We start from the raw sequence: 12,307 nt of genomic DNA, 5'->3' as shown, positions 1-12,307 counted from the left end.
CGCAAGAACCGGGTGGTCGGCCAAGAGTTCGCCCTTCACACTGCCGCCATGAACAGCCCCCGTTATGAACGCGTCCGCCAGGCCCTGGAGCAGCTGAGCCAGGGCCCGGTGTCCCTGCAAGCCCTGGCCGATGCCGCCGGCCAAAGCCTGTTTCACTTCCAGCGCAGCTTTGTCGAGCTGGCCGGTGTCACGCCCAAGGAGTTCAGCCAGGCACTGGCCTTGCAGCGCGCCAAGCAAAGTCTGGCGCAGGCCGACTCGGTGATGGAAGCGGCCCTATCGGCTGGCTTATCAGGCCCGTCGCGCCTGCATGATTTGTTTGTCGGACAAGAAGGTCTGAGCCCAGGCGAGTTCAAGAATGGCGCGGCCGGCCTGACGCTGCGCTGGAGCAGCGCCGACAGCTTGCTGGGGCCGATCTGGTTGGCCGCCAGCGAACGCGGCGTGGTGTCGCTGGTGTTCAGCCAAGGCACCAGCGACGAACACATGCTGGCCAAGGCGACGGCCCAATGGCCGCTCGCGCAATGGCAGGAGGCGCGGCAAGAACTGGCCCCCATCCTGGACGAAGTGCTGCGTCGCATCAGCGGCTTGGGGCCCAGCCGGCCCATCGGCTTGGCCTTGTCCGGCACGTCCTTACGGCTGAAGGTCTGGCAGGCGCTGATGCGCATACCAGAGGGTCAGGTCTTGAGTTACGGCCAATTGGCGCGGCAGGTCGGCGCTCCACGGGCGGTGCGGGCCGTCGCCAGTTGCGTTGCAGCAAATCCGATTGCCTACCTGATCCCCTGCCACCGGGTGATTCGCGCCAATGCGGACTTTGGCGAATACCGCTGGGGGCCGCGCACCAAACGAGCTCTGCTGGGCTTGGAACTGGCACGCGGCGAAGCCTCGGCCTGCTCAACAGGGGCTATTTGACGTCGCTGCCGAAGACCGTTTTCTTGGCCACAGGCAGCCATTGGTCGATGTTTTGGTTGGTCGCAATCAAGACCGGCACCAGAATCTGCTTGGCCGGCTGCGACGCAGCGCTGCGGCTCGCCAGCAGCGCTTCTGCGGCCTGACTGCCCATCAACAATGGCTGCTGCATGCCCACCGCGACCAGGGCCTTGCGTCTGAGCAAGTCGACAAACTCGGGAATGCCATCGAAGGACCCCAGCAGCAAGTCGTTGGATCGCTTCAGCTCACGAATCGCCTGCAAAGCGCCGAGCGTGGGCTGATCCACCTCGACAAACAAGCCACGCAGCCTGGGGTGCTGGGTCAGCAAGTCCTTGACGAAGCCATAGGTCTCTTCGGTGCTGTAGGTCTTCATCTGCCGCAGCGCCAGTTCCTTGCCAAAGCCGGCATCGCGCATCGCATCACGAAAGCCATTGGTGCGGTCCTGGCCGTTTTTTCGGTCCAAGGCAATCGTGCACATGGCATAGGGCTCGCCCTGCCAGCCGCGCTCCTTCATGACCTGGGCCAAGGCCTCGCCTACACCGTAAGCGCCCTTGTAGTTGTCTGACTTGACGTAGGAGACATAGTCGCCGCCATTGGTGCCGATATCGGCCACCACCACCGGCACCCGGGCTTTGCTGGCCAAGTCCAGCACATCAACCGCCGACTTGCTGCTGGTCGGTGAGAGCACCAAACCCGCCACGCCCTTGGCCAGCGCGGCCTGCGCGTTCTGCAGTTGCAGGGCATCGCTGTTGCGACTGTCCAAGACCTGAAAGCCATGCCCTCGGGCTTCAACATACTGTTGAACGCCCTGACCCAGGGTGCGCCAAAAGGGCAGATCCAAACCGGGCGTCAGGTAGACCACTTGCGGCGCCGCGGCCTGTGCGGATCGCAGACCCAAAGCCCCAAGGCCGACTCCCGCCAAGGGCGCCAAAACCAAACCACGTCGGAGGGTCTGAAGTTCCAGGTCCTGAACTTTGCGTTTGTCCATCTGCGTCCCCTTGGTTTTTCGCTTCATGGGGCTTGGCCAGAGCAGCTGTCCCGAGGCTCGAACCCGGCCATGCCTGCACATCTTGGCTCAGCCGTCCTCAGCTGTCTATCGTCTCCAGGGGCAGCAAGAGGGTGACGGTACAGCCCTGGCCCGGCACACTGTCAACTCGAATCTTGCCGGCCAAAATGCTGGTGACGATATTGAAGGCAATATGCAGCCCAAGGCCGGAACCGCCACTGCCCAACCGGGTCGTGAAGAAGGGTTCAAACACACGGTGCAGATGTGCCGGATCAATCCCGCGCCCGTTGTCCCGTACCGTCAGTTCGAGGTGGCCAGCGTCTTTCATGATGGCGGTGATGCAGATCAGGCCTTCATCGCGATCTTCGAAGCCATGGCGAATGGCGTTGTTGATCAAATTGCCAAGAACCTGCCCCAAGGGTCCGGGGTAGCTGAGCATTCGGATGTCGGGGGGAATCTGCTGTTCCAGGTGAAAGGCGCCGGCCTTGAGGGAGGGCTGCAGCGTCAAACAGACCTCGTTGACCACGTCAGTCAGCGCAAAGCGCCGCCTTTGCGCGCTCTGGCGATCAACCGCCAATTGCTTGAAGCTAACGATCAGCTCCGATGCACGTGACAGATTGCGCAGCAAGATATCGCCGGCGGCCTCCATCTCATTCAGATAGCGCACCAAGCTGCTGCGCGTCAGAGTCTGCAAGCCATTGCGCTCGAAGCTGCTGGTTCTGTCGACAACGGTGCTGGCGGCCAGCAAACCATTGCCAATCGGCGTATTCAACTCATGGGCAATACCCGCCACCAAGGCCCCCAATGCCGCCAGCTTCTCTTGCGCCACCAGTTCACTCTGAGTCAGGCGCAGGGTCTCAATCAGTTGGACCAGTTCAGCATTGACCTGCTGCACGGCTTCGTCACGCTCAATCAGCTTGCCTTGCATCAGCTTCATTGCATACAGCAGGCTACTCACATCACGGTTGCCCACTTCGACATCCACGCGCAGATTTCCCGCGGCGATGGTGCGTGCGACTTCGGCTGCGTACTCCGGCTCGCCGCCCAGCTTGGCCAGCAATGAGCGCGTGATGGATGCCGTCACCAGCACACTCAGCAACAGAGCCAATGCAGCAATGGACAGTATCCAATTGCGCGAGCTGAGATAGGCGCGCTCCACTTCATGGCTGGCCGTCACCATGCGCTCGCTTTGAAAGCGCCGGAGTTGCTCCAACAGTTCGAAATAGGTGTTTTGGTAGCCGTGCAGATCCACCACCAGCAAGTTGCGCGCCTCACCCATGCGCTGGCTGCCGATCAGCTGGATGAAGTCGTCCTGGTTGATGACATAGGCCGAATGGACCACGCGAATCTTGTCCATCAAGTCCAGCGCCACCGGATCGCGGACACTTTGCTTGAGCTCGACCAGGGTCTGCGTCATGCGTATCTTGGCTGCGGAAATATCGCGCAACTGTTCTGCGACCTGCTCGTCTTCCGCCAGGATCAGCGCATTGCGCATGGCGCGAGCAATCAGCCCTAACTCCTGCGTCAGCTGGTTGACCAACAAAGTCTTGGGGTAGCGGTCGTTCAGCGCTTCGCCGGTCGTCTCACTCAAAGTCTTGAGCTGAAAGACGGCCGTCGCCATGGTCAGCACGAGCAAGAGGATCACCGCGCCATAACTGAGGGCCAAGCGATGGCCGATCTTCAGACTGACCGAGTGCACGCGCAACGCAATCAGCAGGCTTTGAAGAAAGGATCTCAAGCGCAAAACTCTGGTTGCATGGTTTAAGAAACAGCAGGATCGAGTCAAAGCAAGAACGATGCGTTTCAGTCTACATGCCTCAAGGCGGGCAAATGCGCTGGCCTCTTGCGCTAGGGCCAAGCCAGACCTATCAAAAACTTTCGTGGCTTGGGCGCTTCGATACCCGGCGGAAAGCACGACGCAAAGCCAAGGCGCTGAGCGCCAGTCCGCTGGCGACCAAGAACAGGGCCGCAGCCGCAGCGGCGCGCAAGAGGCTGTTGTTGAAGTCTTCGCCGCCCTGGTAGTCCATCAGGTGCAAGCGCCAGAAGAAGTCATAGACCACCCAGGCCTCGTTGCGCACGGCCAGCAGTTCGCCGCTGCGGGGGTCGAAGTAGAAACGGCTGCTGAAACGATCATCGAAGCGGGCCCGCCACACCGGCCCTGAGCGTTCGCCCAGTTCGCGCACCAGCCCGAGCCGGCGCGGCACGGCCTCGATCTGCTCGACGCCCAAGAAGCGCCCCTCGCCGATGTAGAGCGAGCGGGCAAAGGCCTCGATCTCGGCCGCCGTTGGCGCGGCCAGGGGGCCGCCACCGGCGCGCATCCAGACTTCGCCGCCCTCGGCATAACGAAGCTTGAGCGCCGGGCCGTCCGGCGTCGCCACGCTCTGCAGGGCCAGCAGTGCGCCCCGGTCGCCGGGCAGATCCTGCTGTTTCAGTTGCCAGCCCACCGGCAGCGAAATCTGCGGCTTGCGCAAGACCTCGCCGCCCTTGACCCAGGCTTGAAACGGCAGCCAGGCAAAGATCAGCCCGCCGAGGATCCAGGCCAGCACCTGCAAGGCCACCAAGTAGCCCAGCCAGCGGTGCCAGCGAAACAAGAAGGGACTCCAGCGCATGGCCATGGTCATGATTTCTTTGGAAGATGGGCGGCGATTGTCAGGCGCGCAAGCTTTTGGCTATCCACACGTTAAAACTATTCAATTGGCGAGTTTGATAGAAGAAATCTAAAGTCCATCCATCCCAGCACCCCCTCACCTCAGGAGAGAAGCGCCATGTCCACCGAATCCAAATGCCCCTTCCACCACGCCGCCGGCGGCGGCACCAGCAACCGCGACTGGTGGCCCAAGCAGGTGCGCGTGGACTTGCTGAACCAGCATTCCAGCAAATCCAACCCGTTGGGTGAAGCGTTCAACTATGCCGAGGCCTTTCAGAAGCTGGACTACCACGCGCTCAAGGCCGATTTGGTCAAGCTGATGACTGACAGCCAGGATTGGTGGCCGGCCGACTTCGGCCACTACGGCCCGCAGATGGTCCGCATGGCCTGGCACGCCGCCGGCACCTACCGGACCCAGGACGGCCGCGGCGGCGGCGGCCGTGGCCAGCAGCGCTTCGCCCCGCTGAACAGCTGGCCCGACAACGTCAACATCGACAAGACACGCCGCCTGCTCTGGCCCATCAAGCAGAAATATGGCCAAAGCATCTCCTGGGCCGACCTCTTCATCCTGGCCGGCAATGTGGCGCTGGAGAGCATGGGCTTCCGCACCTTCGGCTTTGCCGGCGGCCGCGAAGATGTGTGGGAACCGGATCAGGACGTCAACTTCGGCGCCGAGACGAAGTGGCTGGCTGATGATCAGCGTTTCCACGGCGAGCGCCAACTCGACGCCAACCTGGCCGCCACCCATATGGGCCTGATCTATGTGAACCCGGAAGGCCCGAACGCCAGCGGCGACTACCTGGCCGCGGCCCATGACATCCGCATCACCTTCAATCGCATGGCCATGGACGACGAAGAAATCGTCGCCCTGATCGCCGGCGGCCACACCTTCGGCAAGGCCCACGGCGCCGCCCCTGAAGCCCACAAAGGCCCCGAACCCGAAGCCGCCGGCATCGAGGCCCAAGGCCTGGGCTGGCAGAGCAATTTCGGCAGCGGCCATGGCAAAGATACCGTCTCCAGCGGCCTTGAAGTGACCTGGACCACCACGCCCGCGCAGTGGAGCAACAACTTCTTCGAAAACCTCTTCAAGTACGAGTGGGAGCTGACGCACTCGCCGGCCGGCGCCAAGCAATGGGTGGCCAAGGATGCGCCCGAGATCATTCCGGACGCGCACATCCCGGGCAAGTTTCACAAGCCCACCATGCTGACCACCGACCTGACGCTGCGCTTCGACCCGGCTTTCGGCGCCATCTCCAAGCGCTTCCATGAGAACCCGCAAGCCTTTGCCGACGCCTTTGCCCGCGCCTGGTACAAGCTGACCCACCGTGACATGGGCCCCAAGGCCCGCTACCTCGGCCCGGAAGTGCCGAAGGAAGCGCTGATCTGGCAAGACCCTCTGCCCGAAGCCACACACCAGCCCACGGCCGCCGATATCGCGGCACTGAAGGGCCGGATTGCGGCCTCCGGCTTGTCGGTCAGCGAACTGGTTTCGGTGGCCTGGGCCTCGGCCTCGACCTTCCGCGGCAGCGACAAGCGCGGCGGCGCCAACGGTGCCCGCCTGGCCCTGGCGCCACAGAAAGACTGGGCCGTCAACCAGCGCGCGGTGCAGGTGCTGCCCAAGCTGGTCGAGATCCAGAAAGCCGCAGGCACCGCCTCGCTGGCCGATGTGATCGTGCTGGCCGGCGTGGTCGGCGTCGAGCAGGCGGCGCAGGCGGCCGGCGTCAACGTTGAAGTGCCCTTCGCCCCGGGCCGGGTCGATGCCCGACAGGACCAGACCGATGTCGAATCCTTCGCGGTGCTGGAACCGCTGGCCGATGGTTTCCGCAACTACCGACGCGGCCAGGTCGGCGCGCCGACCGAAGCGCTGCTGATCGACCGTGCCCAGCAGCTGACGCTGACGGCACCGGAACTGACGGCGCTGATCGGTGGCCTGCGCGTGCTGGGCGCCAACTTCGACGGCAGCAACCAGGGCGTGTTCACCGAGCGCGTCGGCGTGCTCAGCAATGACTTCTTCGTCAAGCTGCTCGATATGGGCACCGCCTGGAAGGCCAGCGACGCCAGTGACGAACGCTTCGAGGGCCGCGACCGTCAGAGCGGCGCGCTGAAGTTCAGCGCCAGCCGTGCCGATCTGGTGTTCGGCTCCAACGCGGTGCTGCGCGCTTACGCCGAGGTCTACGCCAGCGCCGATGGCCGCGAGAAGCTGGTCCGCGACTTCGTGGCGGCCTGGACCAAGGTGATGAACCTGGACCGCTTCGAGCTCAGCTGCCGCTGAAATCGGGAGTCAGACATGGACCTGAAGATGCGCCGAAGCTTGCGCCTGCTGGCTGGACTGGCCATCCATTGCGGCGGGGCCGCCGCGGGCCTGGGCATGCTGCTGCAATTCACGCACAAGCAGCCGCATTGAACGCCGTGCCGCGAAAGCGGCATTGATGCACAGCAAGAAGGGCTCGCCTGACCCGCGAGCCCTTCGTTTTGGCGCCTGCGGGCTGACAGAATGCGCGCCATGCATCTGATCCTGACCGACGATGAGTTTGCCGCGCTGGAGGCTCGACTCCACACCGCGGGCGCCGCCGCCAGCGTGCACGATCGCGTGGCCTTGGCCTGGCATCTGCGCGAGCGCCACACGCGGCGCGCGCAGCAGCTGGCCGAACTGCTGCTGGCCGAACTGCTGGATGGGCCGGCCGCCCCTGCGCTGAGTTCGGGTGGCACGGCGGCCGGCCTGCGCCTGCGTTTGCAACTGCTGCAGGCTGAATGCCTGTGGCTGTTTGCCGAGCTGGACACGGCCCAGGCGCAAGCGCGCCAGGTGGTGGAGCTGGCACGCCAGCAGGGCGAGATGCCGCTGCTCTCCGATGCCCACCTGCTGCTGGCCCAGATCGCCGGCGACCGCTACGACTTGACTCTGCGCTGCCGCGAGCTCGACGCCGCGGCCAGTGTGGCGGTCGGCTGCGGCGACGACTTCCGCCTGGAATTCGCACAGCTCTGCCTGGCCCATGCGGCCCTGCGCCAGGACGGGCCTGCCGCATCGGCGCAGTGGATGGGCCATGTGCGCGAGCTGAGAGCGCGCCCGGCTCACCCGGCCTTGCACATGTTGTGCAATGAATTCTTGAGCTTCGAGGCCCTGCGCCATTCCGATTTCAGCACGGTGCTCCAGGTCTGCAGCGACACCGTCAGCGGCCTGACCCAGGCCGGTATGCGGCGCCAGCTGGCCCTGACCCTGACCACCATGGGCGTGGCCTTCTCCAATCTGGGTGACGAGCGCCAAGCCATGGAATGGATGCAGCGCAGCCTGGACATCGCCCGGCCGACCGGCTGGCCCCTGGTGCTTGGCTTGGCCCTGCTGCAGGTGGGCACGGTGCAATGCCGGCTCGGCCAGCTGGAGGCTTCGCAGGCTTCGCTCAATGAAGGCCTGAGCTTGCTGGCGCCTGTGCAGGGCTCGCGCATTTACACCATAGGCCTGCTCTACCTGGCCGAGCTGCAACGCGACCAGCGCCAGTATGAGGCTGCCCTGGCCACGGCCCTGCGCCTGGAAGCGCCCGGCGCCATCCCACGCAGTTTGGACCTGCGCCTGAGCGCGATGGTGGTGGCGACCGAATGCCTGTCCGAGCTGGGCCGCGCCGATCAGGCTTGGGCGACCGCACAGCAGGCGCTCGAACTGGCGGCCGCCACCGACATGGCCTTGCACCACGCGGAAGCCCTGCGCAGCATGGCCAAGCTGCACGGCCGCCATGTGCTGCCGGCGCCGCCGGACCTTCGCGAGGCCAGTGCCAGCCTGCACTACCTGCTGAAGGCCCTGGCCGTGTTCCCGGCCGACACGCAGCACAACGTGCCGCCCAGCTTCTATGACGCCATCGCCGCCGAGTACGCGCGCCTGGGCCAGGGCCAGCAAGCCTATGTCTACGCCGGCAAAGCACGGGCGGCCATCGAAGAGGTGCATCGGCATGAGGTCAGCCAGCGCCTGCTGTCGGTTGAGGCCAAGTTCCAGAACGAACGCATCAAGGCCGAGGGCGAGCATCTGCGCCAACTGGCCGAAGCATCGGCCGAACGCGCCGAGTTGCTCAGCCAGACCGGGGCGACGCTGGAGAAGCTCGGCCTGATCGGCCAGGAGATCACCGCGCATCTGCAGGAGCAGGCGGTCTACGCCACCCTGGACCGCAATGTCCACGGCCTGCTGAGCGCCCAGCATTTCGCCATCTACCTGCTCGACGCCGAGGCGGCCGAGCTGCGCCTGGCCTATGGCACCGAGAACGGCCAGCCGATCGCGCCATTTGCCATCGCCCTGGACGCCAGCGGCTCGCAGGCCGCGCGCTGCGCCCGCGAGCGCTGCGAGATCTTCCGCGACATCGATCCGACGCAGCTGCAGTCGCTGCTGCCCGGCACCGCGCCGACCCTGAGCTCCATGTTCATGCCCTTGCTCGCCAATGAGCGGGTGCTGGGCGTGATGTCCATCCAATCGACCCAGGCCCATGCCTATGCCGACCGTGAACGGCTGATCTTCCGCAGCCTGGCCGCCTACAGCTCGATCGCGCTCGAAAACACCAGCAACTACCGCCGCCTGGAGGCCACCCTGGGCCATCTGCACCAAGCCCAGGCCGAGGTCTTGGAAAAGAACCAGGAGCTGGAGCGCGCCTACCAATCGCTCCAGGACATCAGCCTGACCGACCCGCTGACCGGCCTGCGCAACCGGCGCTTTCTGGAGCAGCACCTGGCCGCCGAAGTGGCGCAATGCCTGCGCCTCTATCAAGACTGGCGGCGCCAGCCCGAACGGCCTCGCCCGACGGAGTCGGACCTGGTCTTTTTGCTGGTGGACATCGACCACTTCAAGTGCGTCAACGACGACTGGGGCCACCCGGCCGGCGACGCCGTGCTGGTGCAGATGCGCGAACGCCTGCGCCGCGCCTGCCGAGAGTCGGACTATCTGGTGCGCTGGGGTGGCGAGGAATTCCTCGTGGTGGCGCGCGCCGTGGACGCTGCGAGCGGGCCGCTGTTCGCCGAACGCATACGCGCCGCTGTGGCCGAGCAGCCCTTTGTCATCGACGCCGGCGGCAGCCTGGCCCTGAGTTGTTCGGTCGGTTTTGCCGCCCTGCCCTTCATCGCCGAACAGCCCGAGCGCCTGGACTGGCAGCAGGTCGTCAGCCTGGCCGACCAGGCGCTCTACATGGCCAAGCGCGCCGGCCGCAACACCTGGGTCGGCCTGTCAGCAAGCGCAGAGTGCGGCACGCTGGCCGATCTCAGCGAACTGCTCAGCGCGCCGCAGTTCTGCGTCAAACGGGGCTGGCTGCGACTGAGCCAGCCGACTCTCATTTCCAAGCACTGAGCAGGGTCAGCGCCGCGGCAGCCATCAGCAGCAGGCCCACGCCCGCCAGCAAGCCACGTTGTACACCAGCGCCCGGAGCCGCCACGCGGCGGGCGCCGAGCGCGCTGAGCAGCACCGTGCCGTAGATGACGATCTGGTTGCCGGCAATGATGGCGCTGAGCAGGGCCGCTTGGGCGGCCACGCTGCGCTCCTGGGTCTGCAGATAGGCCGGGAACACGGCCAGCATGAAGGCATAGGCCTTGGGGTTGAGCAGGCAGTTCAAAACGCCTTTGCTGAAGATCGCCATGGACGACTGCGGCAAGCGGGCAGGCTGGCTGACTTCCTCGGCTGCAGCAGCAACAGCCGGCTGCCAGGCTGCGCGCACCATGCCCCAGCCAATCCAGGCCATATAGGCCGCACCTGCCAGCAGCAAGAGATTGAAGGCCGCCGGCCACCAGAGCAGCAAGGCCGCCAAGCCGCTGAGGTTGATCAGCACATGGAGCACGCCGCCGACGACGATGCCCGCCAGCGCGACACCCCCGGCGCGTGCGCCCGAGGCCACGGCCGTGCCGACGATGAAGGCCATGTCCAGGCCCGGCAGGACGATGATGCCGAAGGTGAGGATGAAGAAGATCCAGAGGCTGTGGGTCGGTTCCATGGGAGGCAGAGGGAGGCAGAGGAAAGCTGAAGGGCTGCATGCTCGGGGGCACAGGCCGCCAGTCTAGAAGTCATACCGGACATAATCCGCCCTGTATGCAACAGGAGAACCCGACCCGCCGCGTCCTGGCCCTGCTGGAATTGCTACAGGCCAAGGCCTTGAGCCCGGGGCCTGAGCTGGCGCAGTCCCTGGGTGTCGATGTGCGCACCCTGCGCCGCTACATCGGCCATCTGGTCGAGCTGGGCATTCCGGTGGCTGCGCAGCGCGGCCGTGACGGAGGCTACGGCCTGAGCGCCGGCCACAAACTGCCGCCGCTGATGTTCAACAGCGACGAGGCCCTGGCACTGGCCATGGGCTTGCGGGCAGCGCGCGAGCTGGGCCTGGACGGCATGCTGCCGGCCGTGCACAGCAGCCGCGCCAAGCTCGAACGGGTGCTGCCCGCGGCGGTGAAGCGCCGACTCAGCGATGTTCACGAGACCGTGGCCCTGGACTTGCGACGCGGCGCGGCGCCGTCCGATGGGCGGCCGGCGGGTGTGCAGGCGGAGCTGGCGCTCTTGAGCGCGGCCGCTCGGGCGCAGCAGCGTGTCAGCCTGCGCTATCAGGACCGCGACGGCAGTTGCAGCGAGCGCCAGCTCGATGTCTACGGCCTGGGGCTGCGCGGTGGCGCCTGGTATGCGGTGGGCTTTTGCCATCTGCGCCAGGCCCTGCGCTCCTTCCGCCTGGACCGGGTGCTGGCGGTGCAGCCCCTGGCCGCCAGCTTCGGACGCCCGGCTGAATTTGATGTGCTGGCATTCCTGAACGAAGCCCTGGCCCGCCTGCCCCGTGCCCACCAAGTGCGCTTGCTCTTGCACACCGGGCTGGACGCCGCCCGCCGCGCCCTCTACCCCGAGCTCGGCCTGCTGCAGGCGCGCGCCGAGGGCGGCGTGGAGCTGACGGCCCAGATCGACGATCTGGCCAGCCTGGCGCGCGAGCTGGCGGCCCTGCCCTTTGATTTCGAGATCCTGGAGCCCGCTGCGTTGCGCCATGCCCTGGCCGACCATGCCCGCGCCCTGCTGCGCCGCAGCCAGGACTGAGGCCGCCGCTCTATAGTGTTTGCCAGCCCCACCCCATTCTTTGCTCTCGAACAGGAGTCCTCATGGCCAAGAAGCCCGTCGCCAAGTCCAACGCCAGCAGCATCAATATCGGCATCAGCGAGAAAGACCGCGCCGCCATCGCCGCCGGCTTGTCCAAGCTGCTCGCCGACACCTACACGCTCTACCTGACCACGCACAACTTCCACTGGAATGTGACGGGGCCGATGTTCAACACCCTGCACACCATGTTCATGGCCCAGTACACGGAGCTGTGGAACGCGGTCGACCCGATCGCCGAGCGCATCCGCTCGCTGGGCCATGTGGCGCCGGGCTCCTACGCCCAGTTCGCCCAGCTCAGCAGTCTGCCCGACGCCCCGACCCAGCCGCCCAAGGCCCTGGAGATGGTGCGCATCTTGGTCGAAGGCCACGAAGGCGTGGCCCGCACGGCACGCAGCCTGTTCGCCGCCGTCGACAAAGCCAGCGACGAGCCCAGCGCCGACCTGCTGACCCAGCGACTGACGGTGCATGAACAGACGGCCTGGATGCTCAGGAGTCTGTTGGAAGACTGAGCAGACAGAGGGCGCAGCCCGATGGTGCGCCAGCACCGGACGGCTGTCGGCGCAGCCAAGAGACGGCCTGGATGCTCAGGAGTCTGTTGGAAGACTGAGCAGACAGAGGGCGCAGCCCGATGGTGCGCCAGCACCGG

Annotated in this window: 9 protein-coding genes; 5 read left to right on the top strand and 4 right to left on the bottom strand. The window is 65.5% G+C overall.

All coding sequences use genetic code 11. The features are described 5' to 3' along the window. Nucleotides 1-48 precede the first annotated feature (48 nt). The gene (locus LNV28_RS23035) at nucleotides 49-906 is read left to right on the top strand and encodes a bifunctional transcriptional activator/DNA repair enzyme AdaA (RefSeq protein WP_263518120.1); all 858 of its coding nucleotides are present in this window, start codon (nucleotides 49-51) and stop codon (nucleotides 904-906) included. Here the strand turns inward: LNV28_RS23035 and LNV28_RS23030 are convergent. From LNV28_RS23030 to LNV28_RS23020, 3 genes are all read right to left on the bottom strand, one after another. Further along, nucleotides 899-1,939 (bottom strand): substrate-binding domain-containing protein, encoded by a 1,041-nt coding sequence (locus LNV28_RS23030; protein WP_263518121.1) that lies wholly within the window; start codon nucleotides 1,937-1,939, stop codon nucleotides 899-901. The two genes, LNV28_RS23035 and LNV28_RS23030, sit on opposite strands and share 8 nt — an antisense overlap. 70 nt (nucleotides 1,940-2,009) lie before the next feature. Beyond that, entirely contained in the window at nucleotides 2,010-3,668 is a 1,659-nt protein-coding gene (locus LNV28_RS23025; protein ID WP_263518122.1) for an ATP-binding protein, read from the bottom strand. Between the two features lie 130 nt (nucleotides 3,669-3,798). Then, nucleotides 3,799-4,545, bottom strand: coding sequence for a PepSY domain-containing protein (locus tag LNV28_RS23020; protein WP_263518123.1), 747 nt, complete (start codon nucleotides 4,543-4,545; stop codon nucleotides 3,799-3,801). 150 nt (nucleotides 4,546-4,695) lie between these two features. Here LNV28_RS23020 and katG point away from each other — a divergent pair, with 150 nt between their 5' ends. Further along, complete coding sequence (gene katG, locus LNV28_RS23015) at nucleotides 4,696-6,849, top strand: catalase/peroxidase HPI (protein WP_263518124.1); 2,154 nt, start codon at nucleotides 4,696-4,698, stop codon at nucleotides 6,847-6,849. A 231-nt stretch (nucleotides 6,850-7,080) separates the two neighbouring features. Beyond that, entirely contained in the window at nucleotides 7,081-9,891 is a 2,811-nt protein-coding gene (locus LNV28_RS23010) for a GGDEF domain-containing protein (protein ID WP_263518125.1), read from the top strand. Here the strand turns inward: LNV28_RS23010 and LNV28_RS23005 are convergent. Beyond that, nucleotides 9,875-10,528, bottom strand: coding sequence for a LysE family translocator (locus tag LNV28_RS23005; RefSeq protein ID WP_263518126.1), 654 nt, complete (start codon nucleotides 10,526-10,528; stop codon nucleotides 9,875-9,877). The two genes, LNV28_RS23010 and LNV28_RS23005, sit on opposite strands and share 17 nt — an antisense overlap. Before the next feature lie 95 nt (nucleotides 10,529-10,623). Here LNV28_RS23005 and LNV28_RS23000 point away from each other — a divergent pair, with 95 nt between their 5' ends. After that, entirely contained in the window at nucleotides 10,624-11,601 is a 978-nt protein-coding gene (locus LNV28_RS23000) for a helix-turn-helix transcriptional regulator (protein ID WP_263518127.1), read from the top strand. A 62-nt stretch (nucleotides 11,602-11,663) separates the two neighbouring features. Further along, nucleotides 11,664-12,170, top strand: a complete 507-nt coding sequence (locus LNV28_RS22995) for a Dps family protein (protein WP_263518128.1) — start codon at nucleotides 11,664-11,666, stop codon at nucleotides 12,168-12,170. Nucleotides 12,171-12,307 lie beyond the last annotated feature (137 nt).

Source organism: Paucibacter sp. DJ2R-2 (assembly GCF_025717675.1).
GTDB lineage: Bacteria > Pseudomonadota > Gammaproteobacteria > Burkholderiales > Burkholderiaceae_C > Paucibacter_A.
The sequence above is the reverse complement of the archived record's forward strand: the minus strand, read 5'-3'. Positions and strand labels throughout refer to the sequence as shown.

Bases quoted from the DNA above. Each gene is read 5' to 3' on its own strand.
- LNV28_RS23035 (WP_263518120.1), top strand. From the start codon at position 49: ATGAACAGCCCCCGTTATGAACGCGTCCGCCAGGCCCTGGAGCAGCTG.
- LNV28_RS23030 (WP_263518121.1), bottom strand. From the start codon at position 1,939: ATGAAGCGAAAAACCAAGGGGACGCAGATGGACAAACGCAAAGTTCAG.
- LNV28_RS23020 (WP_263518123.1), bottom strand. From the start codon at position 4,545: ATGGCCATGCGCTGGAGTCCCTTCTTGTTTCGCTGGCACCGCTGGCTG.
- katG (WP_263518124.1), top strand. From the start codon at position 4,696: ATGTCCACCGAATCCAAATGCCCCTTCCACCACGCCGCCGGCGGCGGC.
- LNV28_RS23010 (WP_263518125.1), top strand. From the start codon at position 7,081: ATGCATCTGATCCTGACCGACGATGAGTTTGCCGCGCTGGAGGCTCGA.
- LNV28_RS23005 (WP_263518126.1), bottom strand. From the start codon at position 10,528: ATGGAACCGACCCACAGCCTCTGGATCTTCTTCATCCTCACCTTCGGC.
- LNV28_RS23000 (WP_263518127.1), top strand. From the start codon at position 10,624: ATGCAACAGGAGAACCCGACCCGCCGCGTCCTGGCCCTGCTGGAATTG.
- LNV28_RS22995 (WP_263518128.1), top strand. From the start codon at position 11,664: ATGGCCAAGAAGCCCGTCGCCAAGTCCAACGCCAGCAGCATCAATATC.